This is a genomic window from Thiospirochaeta perfilievii (genome assembly GCF_008329945.1).
GTDB lineage: Bacteria > Spirochaetota > Spirochaetia > DSM-2461 > DSM-2461 > Thiospirochaeta > Thiospirochaeta perfilievii.
On the sequence record NZ_CP035807.1, the window covers coordinates 1,401,201 to 1,428,159 of the forward strand.

Annotated in this window: 37 protein-coding genes and 2 pseudogenes; 28 read left to right on the forward strand and 11 right to left on the reverse strand. The window is 31.8% G+C overall.

Annotation, left to right across the window (positions count from 1 at the left end):
* Positions 1-45 precede the first annotated feature (45 nt).
* The gene (locus EW093_RS06375) at positions 46-1,275 is read right to left on the reverse strand and encodes an MFS transporter (protein ID WP_149567591.1); all 1,230 of its coding nucleotides are present in this window, start codon (positions 1,273-1,275) and stop codon (positions 46-48) included.
* A 563-nt stretch (positions 1,276-1,838) separates the two neighbouring features.
* On the opposite strand from EW093_RS06375, the gene EW093_RS06380 reads away from it, so the two are divergent.
* The 13 genes and pseudogenes from EW093_RS06380 (at position 1,839) to EW093_RS06430 (ending at position 7,212) form a co-directional block, all read left to right on the forward strand.
* Positions 1,839-2,678 carry a tyrosine-type recombinase/integrase gene (locus EW093_RS06380; RefSeq protein WP_149567592.1) on the forward strand — a complete coding sequence of 280 codons (840 nt, stop codon included), beginning with the start codon at positions 1,839-1,841 and terminating at the stop codon, positions 2,676-2,678.
* A complete protein-coding gene (locus tag EW093_RS18075; protein ID WP_425473399.1) occupies positions 2,662-2,895 on the forward strand; it encodes a transposase zinc-binding domain-containing protein in 234 nt (77 codons plus the stop codon). Before EW093_RS06380 ends, EW093_RS18075 begins: the two co-directional genes overlap by 17 nt.
* On the forward strand, positions 2,865-3,830 hold the full coding sequence (locus EW093_RS06390; protein WP_187759857.1) for an IS91 family transposase: 966 nt from the start codon (positions 2,865-2,867) through the stop codon (positions 3,828-3,830). Before EW093_RS18075 ends, EW093_RS06390 begins: the two co-directional genes overlap by 31 nt.
* Before the next feature lie 333 nt (positions 3,831-4,163).
* A complete protein-coding gene (locus EW093_RS17280) occupies positions 4,164-4,403 on the forward strand; it encodes a hypothetical protein (protein ID WP_187759858.1) in 240 nt (79 codons plus the stop codon).
* A gap of 217 nt (positions 4,404-4,620) precedes the next feature.
* Positions 4,621-4,803 carry a BrnT family toxin gene (locus EW093_RS06395; protein WP_342781925.1) on the forward strand — a complete coding sequence of 61 codons (183 nt, stop codon included), beginning with the start codon at positions 4,621-4,623 and terminating at the stop codon, positions 4,801-4,803.
* Positions 4,770-4,898: a BrnT family toxin gene (locus EW093_RS17940; RefSeq protein ID WP_342781926.1), complete on the forward strand. Its 129-nt coding sequence runs from the start codon at positions 4,770-4,772 to the stop codon at positions 4,896-4,898. The genes EW093_RS06395 and EW093_RS17940 overlap by 34 nt, the downstream gene beginning before the upstream one ends.
* Positions 4,899-4,902: 4 nt before the next feature.
* The gene (locus EW093_RS06400; RefSeq protein WP_149567595.1) at positions 4,903-5,118 is read left to right on the forward strand and encodes a CopG family antitoxin; all 216 of its coding nucleotides are present in this window, start codon (positions 4,903-4,905) and stop codon (positions 5,116-5,118) included.
* Positions 5,119-5,248: 130 nt separating this feature from the next.
* The gene (locus tag EW093_RS06405; RefSeq protein ID WP_149567596.1) at positions 5,249-5,434 is read left to right on the forward strand and encodes a hypothetical protein; all 186 of its coding nucleotides are present in this window, start codon (positions 5,249-5,251) and stop codon (positions 5,432-5,434) included.
* Positions 5,422-5,712: a type II toxin-antitoxin system RelE/ParE family toxin gene (locus tag EW093_RS06410; RefSeq protein ID WP_149567597.1), complete on the forward strand. Its 291-nt coding sequence runs from the start codon at positions 5,422-5,424 to the stop codon at positions 5,710-5,712. Before EW093_RS06405 ends, EW093_RS06410 begins: the two co-directional genes overlap by 13 nt.
* Before the next feature lie 150 nt (positions 5,713-5,862).
* Entirely contained in the window at positions 5,863-6,111 is a 249-nt protein-coding gene (locus EW093_RS06415) for an AbrB/MazE/SpoVT family DNA-binding domain-containing protein (RefSeq protein ID WP_149567598.1), read from the forward strand.
* Positions 6,099-6,428 carry a type II toxin-antitoxin system PemK/MazF family toxin gene (locus tag EW093_RS06420; RefSeq protein WP_223111657.1) on the forward strand — a complete coding sequence of 110 codons (330 nt, stop codon included), beginning with the start codon at positions 6,099-6,101 and terminating at the stop codon, positions 6,426-6,428. Before EW093_RS06415 ends, EW093_RS06420 begins: the two co-directional genes overlap by 13 nt.
* Before the next feature lie 292 nt (positions 6,429-6,720).
* Positions 6,721-6,903: pseudogene (locus EW093_RS17945) on the forward strand (type II toxin-antitoxin system RelE/ParE family toxin); the annotation flags it as partial.
* A 9-nt stretch (positions 6,904-6,912) separates the two neighbouring features.
* Positions 6,913-7,212, forward strand: a complete 300-nt coding sequence (locus tag EW093_RS06430) for a HigA family addiction module antitoxin (RefSeq protein ID WP_149567599.1) — start codon at positions 6,913-6,915, stop codon at positions 7,210-7,212.
* A 148-nt stretch (positions 7,213-7,360) separates the two neighbouring features.
* Here the strand turns inward: EW093_RS06430 and EW093_RS06435 are convergent, their stop codons facing one another.
* Positions 7,361-8,518: an IS4 family transposase gene (locus EW093_RS06435; protein ID WP_149567600.1), complete on the reverse strand. Its 1,158-nt coding sequence runs from the start codon at positions 8,516-8,518 to the stop codon at positions 7,361-7,363.
* A gap of 132 nt (positions 8,519-8,650) precedes the next feature.
* On the opposite strand from EW093_RS06435, the gene EW093_RS06440 reads away from it, so the two are divergent.
* From EW093_RS06440 to EW093_RS06480, 11 genes and pseudogenes are all read left to right on the forward strand, one after another.
* Entirely contained in the window at positions 8,651-8,968 is a 318-nt protein-coding gene (locus EW093_RS06440; protein WP_149567601.1) for an outer membrane protein assembly factor BamE, read from the forward strand.
* 218 nt (positions 8,969-9,186) lie between these two features.
* Positions 9,187-9,441, forward strand: a complete 255-nt coding sequence (locus tag EW093_RS06445) for a type II toxin-antitoxin system Phd/YefM family antitoxin (RefSeq protein ID WP_149567602.1) — start codon at positions 9,187-9,189, stop codon at positions 9,439-9,441.
* Positions 9,438-9,692 (forward strand): Txe/YoeB family addiction module toxin, encoded by a 255-nt coding sequence (locus EW093_RS06450; RefSeq protein WP_149567603.1) that lies wholly within the window; start codon positions 9,438-9,440, stop codon positions 9,690-9,692. The genes EW093_RS06445 and EW093_RS06450 overlap by 4 nt, the downstream gene beginning before the upstream one ends.
* 209 nt (positions 9,693-9,901) lie before the next feature.
* A complete protein-coding gene (locus EW093_RS17285) occupies positions 9,902-10,075 on the forward strand; it encodes a hypothetical protein (RefSeq protein ID WP_187759859.1) in 174 nt (57 codons plus the stop codon).
* Between the two features lie 38 nt (positions 10,076-10,113).
* A pseudogene (locus tag EW093_RS06455) lies at positions 10,114-10,365 on the forward strand (type II toxin-antitoxin system RelE/ParE family toxin); the annotation flags it as partial.
* 124 nt (positions 10,366-10,489) lie between these two features.
* Complete coding sequence (locus tag EW093_RS17290; protein ID WP_187759860.1) at positions 10,490-10,666, forward strand: hypothetical protein; 177 nt, start codon at positions 10,490-10,492, stop codon at positions 10,664-10,666.
* Entirely contained in the window at positions 10,660-10,941 is a 282-nt protein-coding gene (locus EW093_RS06460) for a type II toxin-antitoxin system RelE/ParE family toxin (RefSeq protein WP_149567604.1), read from the forward strand. Before EW093_RS17290 ends, EW093_RS06460 begins: the two co-directional genes overlap by 7 nt.
* Before the next feature lie 137 nt (positions 10,942-11,078).
* The gene (locus tag EW093_RS06465; protein WP_149567605.1) at positions 11,079-11,927 is read left to right on the forward strand and encodes a DUF6544 family protein; all 849 of its coding nucleotides are present in this window, start codon (positions 11,079-11,081) and stop codon (positions 11,925-11,927) included.
* Positions 11,928-12,279: 352 nt separating this feature from the next.
* Entirely contained in the window at positions 12,280-12,573 is a 294-nt protein-coding gene (locus EW093_RS06470) for a hypothetical protein (protein ID WP_149567606.1), read from the forward strand.
* Between the two features lie 35 nt (positions 12,574-12,608).
* A complete protein-coding gene (locus tag EW093_RS06475) occupies positions 12,609-12,938 on the forward strand; it encodes a type II toxin-antitoxin system PemK/MazF family toxin (RefSeq protein ID WP_149567607.1) in 330 nt (109 codons plus the stop codon).
* A gap of 427 nt (positions 12,939-13,365) precedes the next feature.
* A complete protein-coding gene (locus EW093_RS06480; RefSeq protein WP_149567608.1) occupies positions 13,366-14,889 on the forward strand; it encodes a TrkH family potassium uptake protein in 1,524 nt (507 codons plus the stop codon).
* 214 nt (positions 14,890-15,103) lie between these two features.
* Here EW093_RS06480 and EW093_RS06485 read toward each other — a convergent pair whose 3' ends face one another.
* From EW093_RS06485 to EW093_RS06495, 3 genes are all read right to left on the reverse strand, one after another.
* Positions 15,104-15,460, reverse strand: coding sequence for an Hsp20/alpha crystallin family protein (locus tag EW093_RS06485; RefSeq protein WP_149567609.1), 357 nt, complete (start codon positions 15,458-15,460; stop codon positions 15,104-15,106).
* A gap of 12 nt (positions 15,461-15,472) precedes the next feature.
* Entirely contained in the window at positions 15,473-15,931 is a 459-nt protein-coding gene (locus EW093_RS06490; protein ID WP_149567610.1) for an Hsp20/alpha crystallin family protein, read from the reverse strand.
* A 199-nt stretch (positions 15,932-16,130) separates the two neighbouring features.
* Entirely contained in the window at positions 16,131-16,811 is a 681-nt protein-coding gene (locus EW093_RS06495; RefSeq protein WP_149567611.1) for a hypothetical protein, read from the reverse strand.
* 72 nt (positions 16,812-16,883) lie between these two features.
* Between EW093_RS06495 and EW093_RS06500 the strand changes: the two genes are divergently transcribed.
* The 4 genes from EW093_RS06500 (at position 16,884) to EW093_RS06515 (ending at position 19,116) form a co-directional block, all read left to right on the forward strand.
* Entirely contained in the window at positions 16,884-17,285 is a 402-nt protein-coding gene (locus tag EW093_RS06500) for a hypothetical protein (RefSeq protein ID WP_149567612.1), read from the forward strand.
* An 80-nt stretch (positions 17,286-17,365) separates the two neighbouring features.
* A complete protein-coding gene (locus tag EW093_RS06505) occupies positions 17,366-17,617 on the forward strand; it encodes a hypothetical protein (RefSeq protein ID WP_149567613.1) in 252 nt (83 codons plus the stop codon).
* A gap of 15 nt (positions 17,618-17,632) precedes the next feature.
* Positions 17,633-18,106, forward strand: a complete 474-nt coding sequence (locus EW093_RS06510; protein WP_149567614.1) for a flavodoxin family protein — start codon at positions 17,633-17,635, stop codon at positions 18,104-18,106.
* 62 nt (positions 18,107-18,168) lie between these two features.
* Entirely contained in the window at positions 18,169-19,116 is a 948-nt protein-coding gene (locus EW093_RS06515; RefSeq protein ID WP_149567615.1) for a ribose-phosphate diphosphokinase, read from the forward strand.
* Here the strand turns inward: EW093_RS06515 and EW093_RS06520 are convergent.
* From EW093_RS06520 to EW093_RS06540, 6 genes are all read right to left on the reverse strand, one after another.
* Positions 19,099-21,336 carry a glycoside hydrolase family 95 protein gene (locus EW093_RS06520; RefSeq protein ID WP_149567616.1) on the reverse strand — a complete coding sequence of 746 codons (2,238 nt, stop codon included), beginning with the start codon at positions 21,334-21,336 and terminating at the stop codon, positions 19,099-19,101. The genes EW093_RS06515 and EW093_RS06520 overlap by 18 nt on opposite strands.
* Positions 21,326-23,347 (reverse strand): beta-galactosidase, encoded by a 2,022-nt coding sequence (locus EW093_RS06525; protein ID WP_223111658.1) that lies wholly within the window; start codon positions 23,345-23,347, stop codon positions 21,326-21,328. The genes EW093_RS06520 and EW093_RS06525 overlap by 11 nt, the downstream gene beginning before the upstream one ends.
* Before the next feature lie 58 nt (positions 23,348-23,405).
* The gene (locus EW093_RS06530; RefSeq protein WP_149567617.1) at positions 23,406-25,061 is read right to left on the reverse strand and encodes an ABC transporter substrate-binding protein; all 1,656 of its coding nucleotides are present in this window, start codon (positions 25,059-25,061) and stop codon (positions 23,406-23,408) included.
* A 41-nt stretch (positions 25,062-25,102) separates the two neighbouring features.
* The gene (locus tag EW093_RS06535) at positions 25,103-25,765 is read right to left on the reverse strand and encodes a carbohydrate ABC transporter permease (RefSeq protein ID WP_246745078.1); all 663 of its coding nucleotides are present in this window, start codon (positions 25,763-25,765) and stop codon (positions 25,103-25,105) included.
* Between the two features lie 77 nt (positions 25,766-25,842).
* The gene (locus tag EW093_RS17640) at positions 25,843-25,992 is read right to left on the reverse strand and encodes a hypothetical protein (RefSeq protein ID WP_246745079.1); all 150 of its coding nucleotides are present in this window, start codon (positions 25,990-25,992) and stop codon (positions 25,843-25,845) included.
* A 14-nt stretch (positions 25,993-26,006) separates the two neighbouring features.
* A complete protein-coding gene (locus EW093_RS06540; protein ID WP_223111659.1) occupies positions 26,007-26,930 on the reverse strand; it encodes an ABC transporter permease in 924 nt (307 codons plus the stop codon).
* Between the last annotated feature and the right edge of the window lie 29 nt (positions 26,931-26,959).

Genomic DNA, 26,959 nt, shown 5'->3' on the forward strand with positions numbered 1-26,959 from the left:
CTATTACCCTTAAAAACAAAATCTATAAATCCTATTATTTTAAACTCATCTAATAGGACATCTTAAAATTTCATATTTTGCCTCCTTATGACTACTATAAGACATTCTAGAATAGAATATTATTGATATTACACCAAATATGCTAAATAGTGCTATTGAGTATCTAATACCTATAAAGTCTGTAACTAAGCCTATAAATAATCCTGCAACAGCACCAACAACGGAGTACATCATACTCATAACAGATCCAATTGTAGCACGATTTTTAGAGTCTATTTGACTCTGTATAAATGTTGAAGTTAAAGGGGACTCAAATGAGCTTAATGAAGCTAAAATAATAAACAGTATTACACCTAACATAACAGTACTGTTATTTATAAAGAGTGCAGAGATTAAAATAAGAACTCTGAGTATTGTGGTGAAAATTAGAGCTCTTTTAATGGATAGTACACTTTTACTTAACCATGGTAAAAATATAATAAAGATGGATGTAATAGCAGCAATAATACTTAGACTACTTTGCGGAACCCCATTTTCTGTTAAAAAGATATTCCATAGATCCCTTTGTACAAACATAACTGTTAAAATAGTAGAACCTATTAAGTAGTTTAAAAAAGTTTTATTGCTCCTAATAAAATTAAATGAGGATTTAACAGGGGATATTATTTTTTTAAAATATGAGCTTTTATCACTATGTGGGACAAAACCAAACTCCTTAATAAATAGTAATAAAATAGCAGAAAAGAGATACCCACCACCCCAAATATACCATAGAGGTTTAATTCCATACATCTTTACAATAAGAGAGCCTATAAGAAATGCTACAACAGTGCCTAGCCCCATAAATGATGACATTTTTATATAGTACTCTTTTATTAAGTCCTCCCTTTTATGAAATTTTAGATTATCCACAATCAGAGCATCCTCCGCTCCACTTATAAATGTTATTCCTAACCCAATAAAGATATAGCTAATAAGTATTATAAAATAGTTGTTACTTAAACTAATAATTATGGGAGCGACTCCAGTTATTAAAAGCCCTATAAACACAGACTTTTTTCTTCCGTAGAGATCCGCAACAATACCTGTTGGAACTTCAAAAATAAAAAGTGATATCATCATTGCCGATGTAAATGAAGCTATTTGAGTAAAGGTAAAACCTAACTCTCTAAAGTATATATAGGTATAGGGCTGAATCATAAGTGAAAATGTCCAGAATAGTAGATAGATATAAAAATTCCACAATAGCTTTAGTTCGTCATTTTTAAAAATCATAATATAAACCTCCTAAGGTATATTAAGAATACCCTTATTCAGTTAGAGGCTCTTGACCTTTAAAACACTGGTTTGTAAGAAAAAGACCTATAATTGATGTTTTTAATCTTAACTATCAAACTTCACATTGCCCTCTGCCCCATAATCTACTAAGAAAATAATTGACAAGAAAGGAAGTTACGCAGTATTTCTAAGCCAAATAACAAACTTATAGATATTTTTGTAGTCTAATTGAAAGATAACATAACAAATATAATATTATTTACATTACTGAATTATAAAATATCCATTTATAATTATTAAATTCTACACTAAAAATGTGGATAGAATGCAACATTGGTTTCTTAAAAAAAATTAAGACAGTTATTATCTCAATATCAAATTTAAAACATTAAAAAGTATTTTACCAAGCAATAAATTTAGGATAATGTAGAAGTGAAGCAAAAACGCAATATGACGTCATTGCTTGAGTTGAACAAAACCGCCTGACGGCGATGACTTTTTTACTTAACTTATAAATATTAAAGAGAACTTTAAGATAATTATTCTTAAGGAGCTTTAATATGCAAAATATAATAACACGTTTTCAGAGGGATTTAAATCTTCGGGGTTATAGTCCTAAAACCTGCCAGGTGTATACTTCACAAATAGTACAATTTCTACAACATACGAATCTTTCGGAAAAAATTCCCAAAGCAGAAGAACTAAAAGATTACCTCTACCACCTGGTATCCGAACATCATTTATCTAACTCAAGTTTAAAACAGACAAGTAGTGCTATAAAATATCTTTATACTCAAACACTAGGGCTATCTTGGGAATCTCTAAATATTCCTAATATCAAAGTAAAAAGAAAACTTCCTGTGTGGTATACGGCAAATGAAGTCCATTCTATTTTAGATAATGCCAAAAACCTTAAACATAAAACTATTTTAACATTAATCTATTCATCTGGGTTACGGCTTAGTGAATCTGTAAACATAAAAATAAGTGATGTGTATAGGAATCAAAAACGTCTACTTGTTAGGCAGGGGAAAGGAGGAAAAGATCGTTATACTATTCTATCAGATAGAGCTTTAAAACTCTTAGAACAATACTGGCTTGCCTACAAACCGACAACATATTTCTTTCAAGGCCGAGATGGTAAACCATATTCCCCGCGTTCATGTCAGCAAGCGTTTTATTTAGCAAAGGAAAGAGCAGGAGTTACAAGAGATGGAGGGATTCATGGACTAAGACATTCTTTTGCAACCCATTATTTAGAAAATGGAGGTGGAATATTTCAACTTCAAAAATTTCTTGGCCATAAAAACCTTACAACAACTTTAGTATATGCCCATGTTTTAGAAGAAAAAAATGAGATTATTAGCCCTTTGGATTATTACTATGAAAACAGTAAATGATATCTTGCGTAAATATGGTAATGATTATCGTAAAGAAAATCCATTTTTAACTATCCACGAAAAGAAAGTAATGAGAGCAATTGAAATATGTAGAACAGAGGAACTTGGGGGGCGAATAGAAACTTGTGATAAATGTGGGCATACTAAGAAAGTCTTTCATTCCTGTAGAAATAGACATTGCCCCCAGTGTCAGTTTATGAAAAAGAGGCATGGATAACAAAAAAGAAGGAAGAAATATTTCCTTATCAATATTTTCATGTTGTTTTTACTCTCCCTTCAGAACTTGATGCAATCGTTCTGCGGAATAAAAAAACTATGTATAATCTTCTTTTTAGTAGTGCTAAACAGGCTTTACTTAGCATGGCAGGAGAATCAAAATATCTAGGAGCAGATATTGGGTTTTTTAGTATTCTTCATACATGGGGACAAAAATTAAATCTTCATCCACATTTACATTGCGTTGTTCCTGGAGGCGGATATTCTAAAGAGAAAAGAAAGTGGATAAAGTGTAGTAAAAATTATCTTATTCCGGTAGAACCTTTAAAGCAAAGGTTTAGATCAATATTCCTTAAAGAATTAAAAATATTATATAAAAATGATGAACTGTTCTTAGGAGGATGTTTGTATGCTGATAGAATAAAATTTCAGAAACTGATAGATCAACTATTTTCTAAAAACTGGGTTGTTTATCTAAAAGAATCATTTAATAATTCATCTACAGTAATAGAGTATCTGGCAAGGTATACCCACAGAATTGCAATTAGTAATTACCGTATTATTAATGTGGATAATGATAATGTCTCTTTTTTATATAAAGATTACAAAGAAGGTAATAAGAAAAAGCTTTATATAATGAATGTTATGGATTTTATATCCTCCTTTATGCTTCATATCGTTCCTTCAAGATTTGTTAGGATTAGATATTATGGACTAATGTCAAACAGAAATAAAAAGTCTAATCTTCAGCTGTGCCGTGAATATTATGATGTAAAAATTAAACCAATGATCCCAAATGATACATGGGATAAAATACTTTTAGATGTAACAGGAATTGATATACATAAATGCCCTAATTGTAATGAAGGTCAGCTTGTTTTGACAAACTTTATCCCATCGATAAGGTATAGACCCCCACCAACAAAGACAGCATAAGGACATTTTCTGGACATATATCTCACTTTATATCTATAACAATTGAGGTTTGTTTAAATAATTTTAAAATTACCTTATAAACTGTATTAAATTATCAGCATGGAAAAAAATAAGTATTTTTGCTTTCTTTTTTATATATTTAAAGGATAATATTATAAAACAGTTAGGGAATTTATTTTTTTAAGAAGTTTAGAGTTTTATTGAAACTCCATGAAGGATATTCGCTAAGTAGCAGTTCGGTTTCGTCCAACTTGAAGTCAATATTCCCTCATGCTTCGGGAGAGATTGACTCCTAACCGTTATGTGCAATATTTACAAAGGAATAATTGAGTAATGAAGAATAAAACTATTTTAAAAAAGAGCTTAATAGAGTCTCTTAAATTTATGCTAGTAGCTTTTCTTGCACAGGCAATATCAACATTATGGGATAATGACTTCAAATTTAGCTCTATCTTTAATTTGAATTGGCTTCAAGGTGAATTATTAGTCTCAGTCATTATTTTCCCTATTCTTTATATTATAGTTTTTATTGTTTTATTTATATATTTTAAACGTAAAGGTAAAGGTAAATAAAGCACCTAACACAGCCTAAACGTTGCGCTTCGCTTAGCCTTCGGCCAATTTTTTGTGAGGTACACAGGGATGTATTTGAGGTAATATAAATTGAGTTAGATTATTCTGCAAATTTTTGAGTTATAGGTAACTTTCAAAAAGCTGCGTCTGGGCTCGGAAACGTTATAGGAAATTGTAATAATTTGACTTATAACCAAAATATAATTATCATATAATTATGATTTCTTTTGAATGGGACAAAAATAAAGCAGAAATTAACTACAATAAGCATGGGGTGTCTTTTGAAGAAGCACAATCAGTTTTTTATGATGAAAATGCTAAAGAGTTTTTTACAATTCTCATTCTCAAGAAGAAGATCGATTCATTATGCTTGGATTTAGTAACCAAATTCGACTTTTAGTGGTATGCCATTGTATTAGGACGCGTGGTTCTAAGATTAGGATTATATCAGCTAGAAAAGCAACAAAAAATGAATCAAAACATTATAAGGGGTGATGTTATGAGAGATGAGTATGACTTTTCAACTATGAAATCTAGAAAGAATCCGTATGCAAAAAAACTTAAAAAACAAATAACAATTAGATTGGCAGTAGAGACCATAGATTACTTCAAGGAGTTATCTCAGGATTCAGGACTTCCGTATCAAAATTTAATTGATTTATATCTTGAGGATTGTGCTAGAAATCATAAAAAATTGGAAGTTCAGTGGAGTTAGAAATTATTTAAACTTCCTATAACAGACAATATTTTCCTATGTTTATTAGGCAATAAAATATTATTGGTAAAACCCAATAATTTTATTGACTTATCAAGTTAGAAAAAATAATATTAAATAGGTGGAATAAATGTATAGTATAAAAGAATCCTCTATAAAGTTGATAATGCAGCTTCCTGACGATTGTACGATAGAAGATATTCAGTATGAATTATATTCAAAAGCTAAAATAGAATTAGGTTTAAAGGATATCGAGACGGGAAATATCATTTCTGAAAATGAAATGGACTATGAAATTAATTCATGGCTTCAATAATTTGGACAACATTAGCAAAAAGTGATTTAAAAGAAATATTTAAGTATATTGCTAGAGATTCTCTTTATTACGGAGAATCATTTGTAAAAAAGATACAATATGAAACAAAAAAATTGAAAGATTTTCCTAAAATGGGAAGAATAGTCCCAGAATTTAATGATGAAAATCTTCGTGAAATCATATTTCAGAATTATAGAATAATTTATAAAATTAGAGATGAAGAGGTAGCAATCCTTACAATATTTCATCTTGCTAGAATTATTAAATTTATAAAATAAAATATTAAACGGAAAATACTGCCTATAACAGCGGGTATAGAAAATGGCTTCGCCACTTCCCATACCCGCAGAACGTTATACAACATTTCTAACTATTCTATCTTTGCAAATCTAATGTTATTACTATATAATTACATTAAGAGGTGTGAGATGCAGATATCAGTAATACCAATAGGTAACTCAAAAGGTATAAGAATCCCTAAAAATATACTTACTCAATTACACATAGAAGATTCTGTAGAACTTGAAGTTCATAACAAAGAGATATTAATAAAACCTATTCATAAGAATGTAAGAGAAGGTTGGACAACAGCATTTAAAAGCATGTCAGTAAATAATGAAGATGATTTATTAATTCCAGATAATATGGATTTAGAGGAATCTGAGTGGGAATGGTAATAAATCAATATGATATTTTACTTGTAAACCTAGATCATACAGTAGGTCATGAAATTCAAAAAACACGTCCATGTGTTGTAATTTCACCGGATGAAATGAATCATTCTATAAAAACAGTCATAATTTCACCAATGACAACTAAATCTCATAATTACCCTACACGGATATCCATAACTTTTGAGAAAAAAGATGGTTGGGTTGTTTTAGATCAAATTAGAACGATTGATAAAAAAAGAGTTATTAAAAAAATTGGAAAGTTAAAAAAGAGTGATATTGTAAGCATTAAAAGTGTTTTAAACGAGATGTTGATAGAATAATTAGAAACGTCGTATAACAGACAATATACGTTCCGCTTCGCTTCAGCCTTCGGCATATTTAAATAGTCCTGTTTCTTGCAGAGCAAGAATCTAGTCCAATTGAAACATCGTACATCGTTGGAACGTTATCTAAAATTTAAAAACGACGATACTGATAATTGACGTTACTAACGCTAAGAGTTATTATTAAATTATGATTAAAGATTTTACATCGAAAGAGACTGAAAAAATATGGAAAGGTGTAAAATCCCGTAAACTACCACAGGATATTTAAAATACTGCACGTAGAAAACTTAGAATGCTGAATAATGCCCAAGAACTTAACGACTTGAGAATACCACCAAATAATAGACTTGAAGCATTAAAAGGTAATAGAAAAGGTTTGTACAGTATTAGAATAAATAATCAATGGAGAATTTGCTTCTCTTGGCATAATGGAGATTGTGCTGATGTCGAAATAGTAGATTATCATTAGGAGATTTTTATGAATGATAGATTGGATAATATTCATCCTGGAGAAATTCTACAAGAAGAGTTTCTTTTACCAATGGGAATTAGTGCATATAAGCTTTCGAAAGATTTACATATCCCACAAACAAGAATTTCTCAGATAGTTAAAGGTAATAGGCGTATTACAGCAGATACAGCACTAAGATTATCTGCATACTTTGGAACTTCTCCTCAGTTCTGGTTAGGGCTACAAGATGATTATGATCTTGAAGAACAAGAATTTATTTTGGAAGATGAGTTAAAAACTATACATAAAGAACAGCGTAGCTTTTAAACATCAGATAACAGACAGTATATGCTCCGCTCCGCTTCGCTGCGGTCTTCGACAAATCTATCATTGCGTGCTAGACTTCATATATTGCTGAAACGTTAGGTGAAATAATTTAGTATTATATATAAAATATCATAGCTGTCCAATACAATCAAAACAACTCCTTTTGTAGCAGATAACTTTTCTGTGGAGCTTGTTTATCAGGCGGAACTGTTAACCAATCAAATAAATTAAGATTTGCAAATAATATAGTTGATAATATTGCCATTATTGAAGATACAGTCCAACCTAAAGTAGATTGAAATTCCATATATTTCAATAACAGAAACGAAATCGTAACGATCCAAACTTGAGTTAGAACAGCATTTCGGCTTGTTCCTAAAAAGCTTTTAATTTTTAGGTTTTGCTTAATTGTTTTAAAGAAAATCTCAATCTGCCATCTATCTTTATATATTGCTGAAATAGTTCTGGGAGACCATGAAAAGTTATTTGTAATTAGTGTTATACTTTTCTTCAAATCAGGATCATAACTTTCAACAAGCCGCAGTTTTAGAGGCTTTCCTTTCTTAGATATTATTTTATCAAAAACTATGATTTTTTCAGACAGTATATTTTCATACTTTGAAACGTCTTTATCATCAAGCACAGAATATTTGGCATTTTTCTTCAATCTTGTAACAAAATAGATACCTTCTTCACTTAAATCTGAATAATATTGGTAATCGGTATACCCTCTATCAAATACAATAACATCATCTTTTTTAAAAGGAACATTTTTAATTTCATTAGATTCATGTACTTTTGCATCCGTAACAGTAACAAAAGATGGAATATAACTGGAATGATCCAAAGTAACATGGAGTTTAATTCCACCCTTCTTTTTCCTAAAATGAGCCCAATCAAACATGTTCAGGCAGAGATCAATAGTACTCGCATCTACGCTATAAAGTGGGTTTTTAAATCTAAATTTATGATTTTTATGTTTACTATGAAGCTTTGATAATAAAGAGTAAAATAGTTTTTCATAGATCTCATTTGGACGAATATTATTTGCATAAGAGAGCGTTGAGCGTTTAGTTTTGGATATCCCTAAATGATACAGCTTTTTACTTTGAAGCTCTAAACCGTTCTCAATTCCCCTTAGACCTGTTTGTCCGCTTAATTGAGCAAATAGCATTGCTGAAAACTGGTTCCAACAGGAAAATCCTTTATTCGCGAAGTCTCCTTTTTCTGATTTTACAATTTTTTCAAATTCATATCTCGGAATTAATTGTAGTATTTGTCGAAAAATAGTATCATGAAAACTCATAGTAATCTCCTTGTGTGTGCTTTGTGTGGTACTTAGATTATACCTTGGAGATTACTTTTATAAAATACTTAAATTGTAGTTTTTTTGTTTTGGACAGCTATGATAAAATATTTAAAATTTTAGGAGAATTAAATGAAAAATAAGATAATTTTGATTTTAATAAGTATATTTTTTATATCTTGTAATCTGTTTAATAATAATAGAGCATTTAGCAAGGAGTCTTGGGAAAATGACCCAGATCATAGATATGAAATGATTGATGATTTAAAAAATAGCTACTTAAAAATTGGAATGAATAAAGATGATGTTATTGATTTACTAGGAGAACCTGAGAGTGAAAGCTCAGTCTATTATTTAGGAAATTCTAGCAATTATAATCCAAACCCAGAGTTTTTAGATATAAAATACAGCAACAATAAAGTTTTGTCCTTTGGGGTTTTTGAAGGATAATTTACTTCACCTAACACAGCCTAAACGTTGCGCTTCGCTTAGCCTTCTACCAATTTTTTTATAGGACAATGGATTGCAATTAGGTTAATATAAATTAAAGAGTTTATTCTGCAAATTAGAGTGTTTTAGCAACCGTTCAAAAAACTGCGTCTATGCCCCGAACGTTAGATGAAATATCAAATATTGATTTTATTTAGAACGTACAATATAATGTACTTATGAATGCAGTTAATTACACCGATTTACGCCAGAATTTAAAATCTCACATGGACAGCGTCTATCAAGATCATGAACCTCTTATTGTTACTAGAAAAGACAACCAGAATGTTGTTTTAATTTCTTTAGAAGATTATAACAGTTTAACTGAAACTCAGTATTTATTATCTTCTCAAAACAACGCAAACAGATTGTTAAGATCATTATCTGATGCAAGAAATGGAAATACTTTTACAAAAGAACTTATTGAAGAATGAACATAACATTTACATCTGATTCTTGGGATGATTATCTTTACTGGCAAAAAAATGATAAGAAAATAATAAAAAGAATTAATGAACTTATTAAAGAAATTAAAAGATGTCCTTTTGAGGGGATTGGAAAACCAGAACCTTTAAAATTCCAACTCCAGGGCTGTTGGTCAAGAAGAATTGATCAAGAGCACAGAATAGTTTACGAAGTAGCTGATAAATCGATTTTAATTATTGGTTGTAGGTTCCATTACTAATCAATATTTGATACATCATCTAACAGACAATATATGCTCCGCTGTGCTGCAGTCTTAGACAAATCTATCACTGCGTTATAGACTTTATATATCTCGGAACGTTTGTCAATATTTTCCTATGTTTATTAGGCAATAAATTATTATAGGTAAAACCCAATAATTTTATTGACTTATCAAGTTAGAAAAAAAATATTAAATAGGAGGAATAAATGTATAGTATAAAAGAATCCTCAATAAAGTTGATAATGCAGCTTCCTGACGATTGTACGATAGAAGATATTCAGTATGAATTATATTCAAAAGCTAAAATAAAATTAGGTTTAAAGGATATCGAGACGGGAAATATCATTTCTGAAAATGAAATGGACTATGAAATTAATTAATGGCTTCAATAATTTAGACAAAATAAGCAAAAAGTGATTTAAAAGAAATATTTAAGTATATTGCTAGAGATTCTGTTTATTATGGAGAATCATTTGTAAAAAAGATACAATATGAAACAAAGAAATTGAAAGATTTTCCTAAAATGGGAAGAATAGTCCCAGAATTTAATGATGAAAATCTTCGTGAAATCATATTTCAGAATTATAGAATAATTTATAAAATTAGAGATGAAGAGGTAGCAATCCTTACAATATTTCATCTTGCTAGAATTATTAAATTTATAAAATAAAATATTAGACGGAAAATACTGACTATAACAGCGGTTATACTAAATGGCTTCGCCACTTCGCATACCCGCGGAACGTTAGACTCAATATGGTTAAATATGATATAATAATACCAGAGAGGGACATATGACTAATAAGCAAAAAGCAATTAAAGTCATTTCTAATCTTCCTGAAACTGTAAACTTTGAAGAAATAATGTACAAACTTTATGTTTTAGAACAAATTCATCGAGGTCAAGAGGAAGTTGAAGCAGGAAATATAACTGCTATTACAGACTTAGAGCAGGAAGCTGCGAATTGGTAGCATGGACAGATAAGGCAAAATCTTCACTAAGAAATATCTTTAACTATATAAAAGAAGATTCTCCTTTTTATGCAAAAGAAGTTAAAAAGAAATTTATTTTTGAATCAAAGAAATTATCAGATTTTTTGAAATTAGGAAGAATTGTTCCAGAAGTTGAAGATGATAATATCAGAGAGTTATTCATATATTCCTATAGGATGATATACCAAATCGTCGATAATAATGTTTTTATACTTACTATAATTCATTCTATACAGGAATTCTCTAACCTTTAATTTAACCATACTGCGTCTAGCGTTCCGACAATATATGCTCCGCTATCGCTCCGAAAACGATTTAATATAAATTGAACAACAAGCAAGAGAAATACTTATATAATGGAAATAGCTTTTATCTTAGAAGGGGTAGACTTATGAAAAAAATAATTATCGTAGCAACAATAGTAACCATCGCACTAATTTTTATATTAATAATCACTTTTTTGATAGGAGCGTGGCGATTTAATAAGCAAGTTACAAAAAAAGAAAATCAAATTTTGGAGTACACTAATCAGTTAGGAAAAACTGTAACGGAAGAGGATATTAACGTTTTCCCGAATCCGGTTCGAAATTGGTTAAAAAGTTCTGGTATAGTTGGGCAAAAAAAGGTTAGCACTGGTTCGCTTAAACAAAAAGGTGAAATGAAATTGAATGCTGACGATGAAGATTGGATGAAAGCTGAAGCGAAACAAGTTTTCAGTATAGATGAGCCTGCATTTGTTTGGTCTATAAAAACTAGTAAATCTGGCATTCCTGTCTATGGAGAAGATCTTTATATAAACGGTAAAGGTTCAATGGTTATGAAACTAGCTGCTTTATTTCCGGTTGTAAATATTGAAGATAATGAAAAGATTAACAAAGCCGCTTTACAAAGATACTTAGCAGAAATGATTTGGTTTCCTAGTGCTTTTGTTGATAACGAATACATAACCTGGAAAGTAATTGATAACTTGTCTGCTACAGCCACAATGAACTATCAAGGAATAAAAGGAGATATGACCTTTTATTTCAAAGAATCGGGTAAAATTGAACGAGTTGAAGCTATGCGTTATAAAGGCGTCGAATATGGTGATAAAGAAGAAAAATGGATTGGCTATATCAGGAAGAACAACAAAGTTGATGGTATCGTCATTCCTACAGAAGTTGATATAGCTTGGCATTCGCAAGATGAAGAAGAGTTTATTTGGTATAAATTTGAAGTTTATGATATGGTTTTTCATTAAGAAGTTTTGAAAAATACGCAAGGCACGTTGCACTCTCACTCCGCAAAACATCGCATATACTGAAACGTTATGTGAAATATATTTTTAAAGGACTAAATAAAATGAATATTAAATTAATTGAAAAAAGGGATTTAAAACGCTTTCTCTTTAAAACTATACATCACATACACAGCCTAAACGTAGCGCTTCACCTATCCTTCGGCCAATTTTTTATAGGGGACACAGGATAATATTTGGGTTAATATAAATTCAAAGAGTTTATTCAGTAAATTTGAGGGTTCTAGGTAACTTTCAAAAAAACTGCGTACAGGCTCTCGGAAACGTTATACAAAATTTAATAAAGGATATAATAGTGAAAAAGTATTTAATTTTATTAGCTGCCCTATTGTTACTAGGTTGTCAGGATAACTCGTTTACAGAACATATAATAAATCGAAGAGATAATAAAATAATTTCCGAATACATTGAAAGAGAGAATATTCAAATAATAATTAATTATTACAATGATGGAAGTATAGCTAACTTCCAGGTATCTGATAGAAATTATAGTATCGCAGGTGTTTTGTCTTTAGATGGAAAACCTAAAGTATCGATAACCGATAAATTAGAACCAAGTAAAATAGAGCAATTCCCATCAGAGAATTAAAAATCTACATATAACAAACCTTATAGCTACAATGGATAACTCGGGTAATAAATCAATATGATATTTTACTTGTTAACTTAGACCCTACAGTTGGACATGAAATACAAAAAACACGTCCATGCGTAGTTATTTCGCCGGATGAAATGAATCATGGGATAAAAACTGCAATAATAGCCCCAATGACAACTAATTCTCATAATTACTTAACACGTATATCTTTAACATTTGAAAAAAATGATGGTTGGGTTGTTTTAGATCAAATTAGAACCATTAATAAAAAAAGAATTATAAAAAAACTTGGGAAGTTAAAAAAGAGTGATATACTTAATATTAAATGTGCATTAAACGAGATGTTGATAGAATAATCAGTAATGTCGTATAAAAGCATCTATATCTTCCATATTATATTTTGACATCAAACTAGTTCGCGCAATTAAAAGTGTAGAAATACAGGGAATAGAGGGTTATTAGGTAGATTATTTGGAACATTTATGAAGTGAGCAAGGCCTAAGGATTTATATATTCCTGGAAAAACTAAAATTCTAACAACTTACCACGATTCCCCAGATATTACAGAGGAAGAGAAACTAAAGACAGGGTAAGTGTATGTATAACATTACCTCAAAGCACAAATGCGGAGGGAATGTAATCCTACTGAATCAATAAAGTAATGATGTCAGTTTAGAATTATTAATTATGTTACTTTATCTATTTTGACGGATACTATGAAACCATGCACAAATTTGGTATATTTATTAAAAGTACCGTCCGTAACGACTAAAGGAGGATAATATGAAGCAGAATTTATTACTATTTAAAAGCAACCGACCAGAAACATCTTTAGTTTGGGGATATTTGAGTTATGCCATAATCGGCGTTATTCTTTTATCACTTCCTTGGTTCAGAAATGTCGGGATCACATTTATCGACAATTTATTTATTACTATTTCGGCAATTTCGACAACAGGACTTGCCACTGTTAGCGTACCTGACAGCTATTCTATTATTGGGCAGGTTGTTATTTTATTATTGATTCAGCTTGGAGGTATTGGTTATATGACCTTTGGATCGTTTGTCGTTTTATCGACAAGTCAGTCATTATCCGACAGCCGATTAAATGTTCATCGAACGGCTTTTAGCCTTCCAAAAGATTTCAGTATCAAGAAATTTGTGAAAAGTGTTGTTATTTATACAGCAATAATTGAATTCATTGGTGCCATTCTTCTTACATTTGTTTTTTGGAATGATGATCGTGCAAACCCGGTTTGGAGTGGTATTTTTCACAGTATTTCTTCTTTTTGTACCGCAGGTTTCAGTCTTTATAACAACAGTTTTGAAAGTTATACTAATAATTATCAACTAAATATAATTGTATCAATTCTCAGTTTTTTGGGTGCAATTGGCTATATTGTCATGGTTGATATTTGGCTTCTATTCAAGGGGAAAAAGACTTCAATAACTTTTACAAGCAAGATTATACTAGGAACAACTTTTGTCTTATTTACTTTAGGTGCCAGTTTATTGTTGCTGGAGAACTACTTAAAAAGTAATTCTGACTCTAATAATTTTATTCAGTCCTGTTTCCAGGCTATGACTGCATTAACTACTGTAGGTTTTAATACTATTCCAATTGGAGAACTACGATCTTTTTCATTATTCGTGTTACTAATTCTCATGATTATAGGCGCGTCTCCTTCTGGAACAGGTGGTGGAATAAAGTCCACTACAATCAGCAGTATTGTAGGAATTATTAATAGCGTATTTTCGAGTCATAAAGAATATATTAATTATAGTTTATCGGTACAAGATCAAAATATAATTCCAGAAACTGATACTAAAAAATCTGCATTAAGTCATTTTGTTCATATTTTTTCAAAGAAACAGAAAGCCAAACCAAATCAACCATTATCATCAGATATTTCTGAAAGTAATTCTGATAAAGTCAATAACGAATTGACAAAAATTCTGGGGGATATTTTTAAGGTAAAACTATTAGGAAGAACAATTCCTTTTGACCGAATCATACATGCAATTGCAACATTTGCCTTTTATTTCATTATTTTGTTTATAGGTGTTTTGCTTTTATTAATGAGTGAATCGTTTAGTTTTGAACAAGTCTTTTTCGAAGCTGCTTCTGGTTTAGGAACTGTTGGATTGAGTGCTGGAATTACCAGTCAACTAACAGTTTTCGGTAAAATAATTATTACAATCTTAATGTTTATTGGACGGTTGGGACCAATTACATTTGGAGTATTTTTGTTTAGCAAAAAAACAATAAAAAAACCGATAGAAGAGCATGAAGACTTAGTAATATAACATGGCATTATAATGGGATCTCCCACTTCGTGGGAGACTTCATATTTCGGGGCAAACCCTTCACCATGTTGGTGGAAATGCAGCAAAAGAAATAAAAAAAGATTTTCTGAAGTTGTAATAAAAAAGCTATTAGAATTAAAATGGTGGAATTTGGATATTGAATATTAAAAAAGACTGTTACAGTTTTTTACTTCTGTAACAGCCCTTATTTCTTTTAAGATGTTGTAATTTTAATTGTTCTAGGTTTTGCAGACTCTTTTATACCTAGAGTTAGTGTTACAACACCATTTTTAATAGTAGCATCAATATTTTCTCTATCAATAGTGTTATCTATTGTATACTCCTGGTGATAGTCATAATCTTTTATCTCTTTTACTAAGTACTCACCATCCTCTGGATATAAATCTCTCTTCCCATGAATTATTAATAAGTCTTTATCTACTTTTATATCAAGATTCTCTTTTGTTACACCAGGCATCTCTAAGCTCATTATTATAGAATTTTCATCATGGTAAATATTGCAAAATGCTGCCATTGTTTTTCTTGTATCTAATTCCTTTTTATCTTTCATACTGTTACCCCCTTATTGAACATTAATAGTTATCTGTTTTGGTTTTGCCTCTTCTCTCTTAGGAACAGAGATTGAAAGAAAACCATTATCTAGTTGAGCCACAATTTTTTCACTATCTACATCGGTAGGAAGAGAGAGTGTTCTTTGAAATGAACCTTCCCAAATCTCTTTTCTGTAGAACTTACCTTTATCACTAACCTTATCCTTCTGTTTTGTTCCCTTAATAGTAAGAACATTGGATACTATTGATAATTCAATATCACTTTGCTCCATTCCAGGTAATTCACAGGTTATTTTATATTCACTTTTACTATCAGAGACATTAACTGCAGGAGTAAAATTTCTATCAAATAACCCTGAGTGTTTTGGGATACGATCATTGTTAAAAAGTTCATTTATTTCACTTTGCAATCTTGTGAAATCTTCCCAAGGATCATAGATGTTTCTGTTTTTTAATTTTACGATAGCCATATTAGCACCTCCAAAATTTGATTTCACTAATAGATATGCATTTTATGTGCCAACTTTATTGATGTTGGATATCAATGTTTGTAGGTTTTATAGGGTTAAACTCTGTTTTTATTCCAATATTTAGATATTTTTTGACACATAACAGCAGGAGCTGTCACAATAACTCTGTCATAGTGACTCTATTATATTTAATTAAATCCTAAATATGTGTATTTTTTACACGATTTAAGGTATTTATATATGGGAGGTTTTTAATATGACTCTCAACACTTTTAGTAACTGGGATTTTAAAAACATATCTCTTTTTTACTTTTAACCTCTTCTCTTTAATAACTAGAAGCTTAGTTGGATTCATTAATAAAAATCTTAATAAAAAGTTTAACTCCTTAATTTCTATAGTTGTATTAAAACTATATGGAAGAAAATTATAATCATAATACCCCTGAATTATTTTATTTAAGTCAAACCACACAATTTTTAATCCAACTATCCTATTTGCTATAAATGTAATTTTATCATTATTAAAGTATAGAGTTCCTGGGAGTTCATCTCCAAAATACTTTCTAATTACTGGGACAGAGAAGATAAACTCCTTATCAAAACGTTTAGCATCCTTATTATCTTCGATTCGACTATTTAGATTCCTTAGATTGTTATGTTTACGATCATATATATAACCTATAATAAATATCATTAAGCTTAGTACTAAAATGGATAGATCCTTTAAATAACTTATTAATGAAAAGTTAGCTAAATTTATAAACAACAAAATTACTCCTATTAATATTATAAGAATAAGTATTCTTGAAGGTTGTAACTTTAGTGAATCTTGGAGATACTTCTCATAATCTTGTTGGTCAATTAACTCTTTATTTAACATATATATAATCCTTGTATAAAAATCACAATAAAACTAAGATTAATGATAGAGGGAGAGAGAATTAATTAACAGATGAAACAAAGAAAAATTCTAATACTTATATATATTTTATTAAACTTCCAACTCTTCTCACAAAACACCCTAGATATTCCAGAACTATTAAGTTTTATATTTCCTCCCTTTACCGATGGTATGGGAAACGGAATTACAGAAAAGTACCTTATCGATGTATTTAAGAGCCAAGATTTAGAACTAAAAATAAATAAGTATCCTTTTACTAGAGCTTTTTCATATTTGAAAGATAAGGGAAATTACAACAAGATAATGATAATGGGGAAACTGTATGATTCATATAATCTTGAAGAAGATTTTGAAAAAATTATTTTATCCATTAATTATAGTACTTATATATTTAATAAGGATATTCACCCTACATGGGTGGAACATAAACCTAATTTAGAAGGAAAAAAATAGGGGTTCTTAGGGGGACTATTTTAAATGATGAAAGCTTAATAAACACTGCACAAATAGTAGAAGTAAATAGTATTGATAATGTGGATAAACTTTTAGCAAGCAATAGAATTGATATTTTCCAGACCTTGTACGGTACAGCACTATCTTACATTCAAGAAAATATTGAGGATAGGAAAGATCTTGAAATAGCTATGTGGTATAGAAATAAAATAGTAATTAATTTAGTAATACCTAAAAAAAATAAAAAGCTAATTAGTAGTATTAGACAAGGTATTTTAGATGTAGGATCGTATAATACATATAAAGAAAGAGTAGATATTTCACCGGATTAGAGCTATATTGAAAATATGACACAACTGATTATTTACTACTCTTATGAGGGAAATACCGAATTTATGGCAACAAAAATGGCTCAAAGTGTTGGAGCAGATTTAATGAAACTAAAGCCACTTAATGAGAAAAAGTTTACAGGTTTTATGAAATATGTATGGGGCGGAAGAGCTGCTGTGATGAGACAAAAACCTAAGCTAGGGGACCTAAGCCATAATATTGAAGAGTACAATAGAATAATTTTATGTACACCTGTATGGGCTGGGACATTCACACCTCCATTTAATACTCTTTTGCACAGTTATGATTTAAAAAACAGAGAGATCGGGCTATTTTGCTGTAATGCAGGAGGGATGGGAAAGGTTTTTACTAATTTTAAGAGGTTACTTTCTGGTAGTAAGATAATAGGGGAACTTGGAATCCTTGATCCCCTCAAATCAGATAGAGAGAAGAAGGTAGAACAAGCAGTTAACTGGGTTAAGAGTCTATAATACGGGTTGAAAAATTATCCTAACTCATAGATATTTATAGGTGAATAATTTAGGAGTGATTAATGTTTGGAGACTTAAAAATCTTTTCAGGGAATGCCAATAGACCTTTAGCAGAGGAAATATGTAGACATGCAGGTGTAAAGCTTGGGGATTGTAAAATAATAAAGTTTAGTAACGACAATATAAAAGTCGCATATAAGGAGAGCCTACGTGGTAAGGATGTTTACCTTGTACAACCATCCTGTATCCCTGTAAATGAAGGTCTTATGGAACTTTTAATCATGATTGATGCAGCAAAACATGCCAATGCAAGTAGAGTAACTGCTGTTATTCCATATTTCCCCTATGTAAGATCTGATAAAAAAGATCAACCTAGGATTTCTATTACTGCTAAATTAGTAGCGGACCTACTACAAACTGCTGGTGCAGATAGGGTAATGACAATGAATCTACACTCAGCCCAGATCCAAGGCTTCTTTAATATTCCTATTGACCACCTAATGGCTGGAAAGATACTAACAGAACACTGTAAAAATGATGGAATCGAAAACTCTGTTGTAGTAGCACCGGATGCTGGTAGTGCTAAACACGCAGGTCACCACGCAAAGAGACTAGGCCTTCCACTAGCCATATTAGATAAGAGACGATCAGATGATAGCGAGTCCCCTGTTATGGAAAATATAATTGGGGATGTTAAGGGAAAAAAAGCTCTAATCTTTGACGATGAAGTTGCATCAGCGGGCTCCTTAGTAGAGGCTGCAGAGGTTTTAGAGAAGTTTGGTGCTAGGGAGATAGTAGCATTTTGTGTACACGGTGTTTTATCCGGTAAGGCCATTGATAGAATTAATAGTTCAAACATTAAAAAACTTGTTGTAACTGATAGTGTTTTTATATCTAAAGAGAAGAGATGCAAGAAACTTGAAATTGTCTCTGTTGCAGAGCTCTTCGCTAAAGTAATTACCTATACCCACAATGGGCAACCTATAAGTGATCTATACAGCAGGCATTAAAATATAATCTTTCCCCTTTTCTGTAACCATATCACATAATATTAAATTGTCTGGTAGTATAACTTTTAATTTATTACCAGATATAGATTTAACACTAAGGCTATTTATCTCACAATCCTTCCAGCGAAAATCTAATATAAAGCCGCCTCTTACATGTAGCCCCTTGATCTCACCTCTACTTACCTCATTGGGAAGAGCAGGAAGTAAATGAATAGCACTACTACTACTTTGCACTATCATCTCAAGAATACCACTGGCTCCTCCTATATTTCCATCAAGTTGAAACGGAGGGTGATTATCAAAAAGGTTAGTTAGTGTAGAGTTTTCAATTAGTGCATTCATATTTTCCCACACCTTATCTCCACACTTTAATCTTGCCCATAGATTAATAATCCAAGCACGACTCCAACCTGTATGTCCTCCCCCACTCTCAAGTCTCTTATTCAAGGTGACTTTAGCAGCATCTAGATATTTCTGATTATTTTGAAACTGGAATCCAGGATATACACCATAGACATGGGATATATGCCTATGGCCAGGGTCTACCTCTGTAAACTCCATATCCCACTCCATAATTCTTCCGTCAGAACCTATAACACTCTCCTTTAAATTATTAAAAGCCTCTTTTATTTGGATTTTATACTCTTCATCCTTGTTGAGAATTTTAAGTGCCCTTAGATAGTTATAAAAGGTCTCCCACACTATCTGTTGAGCCATAGTAGAGCCTAGTGTGATATTACAAATTTCACTGGTTTTAGGGTCATAAAACATATTTTCAGGGGAACTAGCTGGTCCAAAAATAAGCTCTCCATTTTTATCATCTGTTAAATAATCCAGGAAAAAGAGACTAGCTTCTCTTAAGTACGGCAGAGCCCTTTTTAAAAGAAAATCCCTATCTCCTGTATAGTCATAATGCTCCATAAAGTGTCTACTGTTCCAACCTGAAGCTAGAGGCCACATACCATACTCAACCTCTCCAAAAGGTGCTGTAAATAACCAGACATCACTACAGTGATGACTTACACTACCTCTACAGTTGTAAACATTTTTAGCAGTTTCTCTTCCATTTGGAACTAAAGCTTCCACATAATCAAAAAATGGATTGTGACACTCAGGCAAACCAACAGCTTCACATAACCAGTAGATCATCTGAATATTAACATTTAAATGGTAATCACTATTCCATGGTGCTTCCATATCCTTACACCAAATTCCCTGTAGGTTAGAACAGAGGGTATTCTCTCTAGATGATGAGATTGTTAAATATCTTGCAAAGTTAAAATATAGGCTTAAGAAGGATAAGCTCCGATTTTTTTTATAATTAGTTAACCTAAGGTCTGTAGGTTCCAAGTCATAATCCTGTATGGATCCTAGGTTTAATGACATTCTATTATAGAGCTCTCTATGGTTTATTATATGCTGATCTTTAATGCTGTTATATTGATTTAAAACTTCAACATTTTCTGCATCATATGTTATTTTAGGAGAAGATGGATCTTTAAAGTTATAGTCTGTATTACATGTTATAACTATAATAAATGAGTTAGCGTTTTTTATAATAATTTTATCTTCATCTTTGACACAACTTCCTCCATTGACCTCAATAGAAACAATAGATTTAAACTTAACCCCCTTATGGGTACCACTATGTTCTGCTTGGCCTAAAATAGAAATTTTATTAAAAGATGATGCTACAATTTCCACATCACCCTCCCTTTCAAATTCTATCTCCCCACTTAAACTGCCAGGTAAGGATGAGACTGTTCTAGAGATTACACACTGCTCCTTCACAGGTATAAATGTTTCCCTAGTATAGTCTATTCCATCCTTTACCCATGTTATAGTTCCAATGGCCTTTGAAAGATCTAACTCTCTTTTATAATTAGAAAACCCCTCCATACTCTTTAAGGAGACTAAAAGATTACCAAGGGGTTGATAACTTCTTGGAGATATTCTATCGTCCATTACTCTCTCTTGAATTAGCTTTTGAGACTCAAGATACTTACCCTTTTTAAGCATTTTAACTGCTTTTTTTATATACTTATTGGCTCCAGATCTATTTTCTGGAACAGGAGGTCCAGCCCATATTGACTCATGGTTAAGCTGTAAAACCTCTTTTTCTACTCCTCCATAAAACATACAACCAAGGGTGCCATTTCCTAAGGGGAGCGCTTCATTCCACTCTGAAGCAGCTTGCAGATAATATAACTTAGAATTCATTTTTATTCCTTAACAGTATTTTTATACCCTTAGGTTCTAATTCTATAAAACCATTTACGTTTTTTTGGGATGTTAAATCTATATAATTAACTTGATCCCAAGTTATATGGCGATGTTCTCCTGTATGGTTTAAAAAGAAGTGTAACTCCTTATTTTCATCTTCCCTCTTAGAGTACTCAACATTACTTGGAATATTAAAGACATGTTTTTTCAAACCTATGGATAGTTCTACAACATTATCTATTCCATCCTGTTCAAGGGAGGATCCAACATAAAGAGCTCTCCCGGAACCAAAACGATTCTCAGTAATAACTGGTGTATTCTGATAATAGTCACTACCATATTTTGCTAATACCTTTGCACCTTCTAGGTGTATCACATCAAAAATAAGATCACATTTTACTTCTTTTTTAAATGATGGATCTACAGGTATAGCGGAATTGTAAACACCCATTGGTAGGGAATCTGTCTCTTCGACCCAGATTCCTAGTAGCTTTCTAAGTGGCCCAGGATATCCCCCGGGATGAACCGTATCACTCTCATCAACAATTCCACTTTGGAATGTTGTCAATAGTGTTCCACCTTCCTTAACATAGGTAATAATATTTAATGCATTTTCATTTGATAAAAGGTATAGGGTTGGAGCTATTATGGTTTTATATTCACCTAGTTTAGAGTCTGGAGTTATAAAATCCACTCCAATACTACTTTTAAATAGTGCATAATAATACTTCTCCATCTCTTTAAGATACTCCAACTGTGTTGATGGTCCACTTGAGTACTCTAAAGCCCACCAGTTTTCCCAATCAAATAAAATTGCTACATCATTTTTTTGTATTGTCCCTGTAATACTATCTCCAATATTATTTAATAATTTTCCTAGTTCGGCACACTCCTTAAAAACCCTAGTATTCCCATGACCAACATGATCAATTAATCCACTATGGAACTTTTCACATGCACCAATCGAACGTCTTAATTGAAAAAACATGACTGAATCTGATCCATGGGCAACTGCTTGAAAACTCTGTAAAGCCATATCTCCTGGGCGTTTTTGGCTATTAAACTGGGACCAATTTGTTTGGGATGGTGTCTGCTCCATTAATAAAAAGGGTCTATCTTTTTTAAGACTCCTCATTAAGTCGTGTCTCATTGATGTTAAATATGCGGGATCATTTACTCCAGGATATGAGTCCCATGATATAATATCTATATAAGGGGCCCATTTAAAATAGTTTATAGGTTTGAAAAAACCCATAAAGTTTGTAGTGATAGGAATATTGGGATAAGCTTTTTTAATAATATCATATTCAGCTTTATAACAGTTAAAAATTGATTCAGACATAAATCTTGCGTAGTCTAGACTTATGGATTGGAATGTAGTTCTAATTCGTCCATTGTCATTCCACATCTCTGTTAATCCAGAAGGGGCAACTATATCATCCCAGGAGTAGAGTGTATGCCCCCAAAAAGACGTATACCAGGCTCTATTTAGATTATCTACAGTTTTATACCTTTTTTTTAGAAATAATTTAAAATCATTTTCACACTTCTCGCAATAACACCAGTTATCATATTCATTCCCAATATGCCAAAATTTTATATTTTTATTATCCCCGTATCTCTCTACTAACTGTTCAACTAGTTTTGTAGAAAATTTATTATATTCTTTACTATTAGGGCAGAATTTCACTCTTCCCCCAAACTTACGTCTATTTCCTTGAAAGTCTACAGGAAGAATATTTGGATACTTTCTAGACATCCAAGCTGGTTGTACCGCTGTAGATGTGGCAAAACATATACTTAGTCCAGCATCAGTTATTCTATCAATAATTTTGTCAAACCACTGAAAGTGATAACTTGTTTCATCGGACTGAAATTTAGCCCAGCTAAAGACTGGAAGGGTTACAATATTTACCCCTGCTTCCTTAAATAATTTCATATCCTCTTCAATAATCTCTTCTGACCATTGGTCAGGATTATAGTCTCCACCGTAATAAAATGGTTTCACAATGTTCTCCTATGCTTATTTTATAAGTAAAAAAGCCGGCTTTTACACCGGCTAATAATTAGTCGTTCCAAAGTTGGATTCGTTTTTTAATGTATTTAGAGTACTCTTTCTCCATTTCTGTAGCGTTAATAGCTTCTAACTCTTCAAGAAGTTGATCGTACACTTCATCAAACTCTGCTGGAGTTGCTAAAATAGCCTCTGGGATCAACCTTCTTACAATATCCTGCTCTTTTTGTTGGAAAACTGTAATTGGAGAGTCATTTGGGATTGGAATATTCCACGCTGCACCCCAAGGTTTAACAGGGAACTCATCCTCTTTAGGGAATAGGTCTTTCCAGAATGTAGCTCCATAACCTGCTAAAACTTCTTTTTCTAAATCTGAGTAATCCTTTAAAATCATCTCTGGGTTATTAGTAGTAAAGTAGTTTCCTGTAGAGTCCTTGTTTCCATCACCATATCTTGCAGATAGAAGATAGTTTCCAATTCCTGTCTCCATTTTAAACTTGTTATTATCATTTACTTTCATATCCATAACATCATCTGGTATTACCCTTTTACCATTTTCATCATAGTTATAATGTATTCCCTCAAGACCCCAGTTAACAACGATCTGACCCTCTTCAGATGCAAGGTAGTCTAAAAACTTAATAGCTTTTACTGGATCTTTACAAGATGTAGTAATTGCAAGTCCCCAACCACCAGAGAACCCAGTTTGTTGAAATACTGGAATTTTATAATCTTTATTTAACGTAACAGGGAATCGCCCATAGATTCTATTATATTTACCCTCTGATTTCAGAGAGTTAACAGCTTGGGATATTTCCCAATCCTGATCAATTGCAGCTAAAACTCTACCTGAAGCTATTTTTGCAATATATTGGTCATACTTTTGAACAAAGCTCTCTTGGTCTAATAACCCTATATCATTCATATGGTTTAACCATCTAAAATACTCTCTCTCTGCAGGTCTTTTATAGTGAATTTGAGCATCAAAAGTCTCTGGGTCTATTGTAAACTCACCATCATCTGGAGCTCCTGTTGCAAAAAAAGCTGGATTGGTAGTAGAGATCATTATTCTCCAGTCATCAGCTAGTAGCGAAAGCCCTATGGTTTTTTGGCCATCAATTGTAGGATATTTATTAACATAGGCTTGAATTGCAGCCTCATACTGTTCTAAAGTTCTAATTTCTGGATAACCTAACTCTTTTACAACGTCTAATTGTAAGTTAAAAGGTCCTCCTACTCTGTAGTAGTACTGGTTTAAGGCATCACTAGGGATAAAGTAGATACTTTTGTCATCATTACTATATCGAAGACGCTTCATTTGATCCCCTAATACAGCCTTAATATTAGGAGCGTGTTGATCAATTAATTCTGTAAGATCTAATAGAGCACCCGCTTCGATTAAAGCACCTGACGCACCCTTTGGACTAATTAAGTCAGGGTAAACACCAGAAGCGGCAATTAAGTTTATTTTTTGTTCCGGATCTCCAACTGCCATTTCAACATCTAGTTTAACACCAGTTTTTTCCATTATATACTTCCCTGTATCACTCTCCATGTTATCCCAGTTAGGGTTAGGGTCTGAGAAAAAACCTGTAAATGTTACAGTTCCATCTTCTGATTGCACCTCTTGATTACCATTTGAATAGACTGGTAAAACAAGGGAAACAACTAGTGCCAATAAAACACTAATTTTTGTTAGTTTTGACATATAATCTCCTTTTTTGTTTATTATATATATAAAGAGCTTTGTTAACTCTTTACTGCACCAATTGTCATTCCTTTAACAAAATATCTTTGTAGGAATGGATAAACCATTAAAATTGGAACTACTGTAACAATTGTAATAGCCATTTTTATACTCTCAGGAGTTATTGATTTCATCACCTCTAAAGTGGAATTATTTCTAGCTTGATCCGCACCGGTTTGTGTACTTTGTAAAATCTTCATTAGCTCAAATTGTAATGTAGTTAAAATATCGCTAGAACCGTTGTATAGATATGTATCAAACCATGAGTTCCACTGCCCAACAGCTATAAAAAGGGCTATTGTCGCTATAACAGGGGTACATAGAGGAAGCACTATTTTAAAGAAAATCTTTATATCATTGGCTCCATCTATAAATGCAGACTCCTGTAGTTCAAAGGGTAGACCATCCATATATGTTCTAATCATAAAGATGTAGAAGGCATTAACCATTGAAGGAAATATATAGACCCAGAAGTTATTCATTAAATGAAGGTCCCTTATTAATATAAAACCAGGAATTAGCCCTCCGGAAACATATAAGGTCAAGGCTAGGAATACGGAAAAAGGTCCCCTTGCCTGGAAGTCCTTTCTACTAAGAGTAAAGGCAACCATAGTACATGCTGTTAACCCTGTAATTGTTCCTACAACCGTCCTTAGTGTGGACATAATAAATGCGTTTAACAGGTTCTCGTATGTAAATATTATTTTATAATTATCAAGGGTAAATTTTCTTGGAAATATGGTTAATCCCCCTTAACCGAATCCAAAGACTCATTTAAAGAGATAGCTAAAACGTTTAAAAATGGATATAGGGTAACAACCCCTACTATTATCATAATAATAATGTTTGTTAAATCAAAAATATTATCACCAGTAATCTTCTTTTTTCTCATCAACTTCTTCTCCATTACATTACACTCTCATCGCTATACCGTTTAAATAGACCATTAGCGGTTAATAGAAGCCCAACACTAACAAGTGAGCTAACCATTCCTATGGCAGTACCAAAGGAGAACCGGTTTAATCCTAGACCATATTTAAGAGCATAAAGATCTAAAACTTCAGAATAGTCGTACACAAGTGAGTTTGCTAATAACATCTGCTTCTCGAAACCTATTCTAATCAGGTTTCCTATGGATAAAATAAGTAAAACAGTAATAACACTTCTTATACCAGGAAGGGTAATATGCCATATTTGCTTAAATCTTCCACAACCATCCACTTTGGCTGCATCGTACAATTCAGGGCTTATAGCAGATATGGATGCTATAAAAATAATGGAGTTCCAGCCCATCTCTTTCCATAAATCCGCAATAGTAACTATCCACCAGAATAGTTTTCCCTTAGCCATAAACTGTATTGGTTGGTTAATAAAGCCCAATTTAACTAGAACATCGTTAACGACCCCACCATCAACTGATAATATTTTATAGAAAATACCTGCTACAACTACCCAAGAGACAAAATGGGGAAGATAAGATATTGTTTGTATAGCCTTTTTGAAAGGACCATTTTTTACTTCATTAATTGATACTGCAAATATTACCGGGATTGTAAAACCACCAATAAGTCCCATAATACTCATCGCTAATGTATTTCTTAATACTTTATAGAAAAGTGGATCAGCAAATATTTCAATAAAATTGGCAAAACCAACCCATTCCTGTTCAAAAAAAGATCTTCCCAATCGAAATTTCTGAAAAGCCATTGTCCACCCCCATATAGGGATATAGTTAAAGACAAGGACTAATAATAAAAATGGAACGGACATTAAATATAGATATTTTTGCTGTCTCATTTTCTTAAAAAAAGGCTTAAGCTTTTCTGCCACAAATTAACTCCTTTACTAAATAATAACTT

Bases quoted from the DNA above. Each gene is read 5' to 3' on its own strand.
- EW093_RS06375 (WP_149567591.1), bottom strand. From the start codon at position 1,275: ATGATTTTTAAAAATGACGAACTAAAGCTATTGTGGAATTTTTATATC.
- EW093_RS06380 (WP_149567592.1), top strand. From the start codon at position 1,839: ATGCAAAATATAATAACACGTTTTCAGAGGGATTTAAATCTTCGGGGT.
- EW093_RS18075 (WP_425473399.1), top strand. From the start codon at position 2,662: ATGAAAACAGTAAATGATATCTTGCGTAAATATGGTAATGATTATCGT.
- EW093_RS17280 (WP_187759858.1), top strand. From the start codon at position 4,164: ATGAAGAATAAAACTATTTTAAAAAAGAGCTTAATAGAGTCTCTTAAA.
- EW093_RS06395 (WP_342781925.1), top strand. From the start codon at position 4,621: ATGATTTCTTTTGAATGGGACAAAAATAAAGCAGAAATTAACTACAAT.
- EW093_RS17940 (WP_342781926.1), top strand. From the start codon at position 4,770: ATGCTTGGATTTAGTAACCAAATTCGACTTTTAGTGGTATGCCATTGT.
- EW093_RS06400 (WP_149567595.1), top strand. From the start codon at position 4,903: ATGAGAGATGAGTATGACTTTTCAACTATGAAATCTAGAAAGAATCCG.
- EW093_RS06405 (WP_149567596.1), top strand. From the start codon at position 5,249: ATGTATAGTATAAAAGAATCCTCTATAAAGTTGATAATGCAGCTTCCT.
- EW093_RS06410 (WP_149567597.1), top strand. From the start codon at position 5,422: ATGGCTTCAATAATTTGGACAACATTAGCAAAAAGTGATTTAAAAGAA.
- EW093_RS06415 (WP_149567598.1), top strand. From the start codon at position 5,863: ATGCAGATATCAGTAATACCAATAGGTAACTCAAAAGGTATAAGAATC.
- EW093_RS06430 (WP_149567599.1), top strand. From the start codon at position 6,913: ATGAATGATAGATTGGATAATATTCATCCTGGAGAAATTCTACAAGAA.
- EW093_RS06435 (WP_149567600.1), bottom strand. From the start codon at position 8,518: ATGAGTTTTCATGATACTATTTTTCGACAAATACTACAATTAATTCCG.
- EW093_RS06440 (WP_149567601.1), top strand. From the start codon at position 8,651: ATGAAAAATAAGATAATTTTGATTTTAATAAGTATATTTTTTATATCT.
- EW093_RS06445 (WP_149567602.1), top strand. From the start codon at position 9,187: ATGAATGCAGTTAATTACACCGATTTACGCCAGAATTTAAAATCTCAC.
- EW093_RS06450 (WP_149567603.1), top strand. From the start codon at position 9,438: ATGAACATAACATTTACATCTGATTCTTGGGATGATTATCTTTACTGG.
- EW093_RS17285 (WP_187759859.1), top strand. From the start codon at position 9,902: ATGTATAGTATAAAAGAATCCTCAATAAAGTTGATAATGCAGCTTCCT.
- EW093_RS17290 (WP_187759860.1), top strand. From the start codon at position 10,490: ATGACTAATAAGCAAAAAGCAATTAAAGTCATTTCTAATCTTCCTGAA.
- EW093_RS06465 (WP_149567605.1), top strand. From the start codon at position 11,079: ATGAAAAAAATAATTATCGTAGCAACAATAGTAACCATCGCACTAATT.
- EW093_RS06480 (WP_149567608.1), top strand. From the start codon at position 13,366: ATGAAGCAGAATTTATTACTATTTAAAAGCAACCGACCAGAAACATCT.
- EW093_RS06485 (WP_149567609.1), bottom strand. From the start codon at position 15,460: ATGAAAGATAAAAAGGAATTAGATACAAGAAAAACAATGGCAGCATTT.
- EW093_RS06490 (WP_149567610.1), bottom strand. From the start codon at position 15,931: ATGGCTATCGTAAAATTAAAAAACAGAAACATCTATGATCCTTGGGAA.
- EW093_RS06495 (WP_149567611.1), bottom strand. From the start codon at position 16,811: ATGTTAAATAAAGAGTTAATTGACCAACAAGATTATGAGAAGTATCTC.
- EW093_RS06500 (WP_149567612.1), top strand. From the start codon at position 16,884: ATGAAACAAAGAAAAATTCTAATACTTATATATATTTTATTAAACTTC.
- EW093_RS06510 (WP_149567614.1), top strand. From the start codon at position 17,633: ATGACACAACTGATTATTTACTACTCTTATGAGGGAAATACCGAATTT.
- EW093_RS06515 (WP_149567615.1), top strand. From the start codon at position 18,169: ATGTTTGGAGACTTAAAAATCTTTTCAGGGAATGCCAATAGACCTTTA.
- EW093_RS06520 (WP_149567616.1), bottom strand. From the start codon at position 21,336: ATGAATTCTAAGTTATATTATCTGCAAGCTGCTTCAGAGTGGAATGAA.
- EW093_RS06530 (WP_149567617.1), bottom strand. From the start codon at position 25,061: ATGTCAAAACTAACAAAAATTAGTGTTTTATTGGCACTAGTTGTTTCC.
- EW093_RS06535 (WP_246745078.1), bottom strand. From the start codon at position 25,765: ATGTCCACACTAAGGACGGTTGTAGGAACAATTACAGGGTTAACAGCA.
- EW093_RS17640 (WP_246745079.1), bottom strand. From the start codon at position 25,992: ATGAGAAAAAAGAAGATTACTGGTGATAATATTTTTGATTTAACAAAC.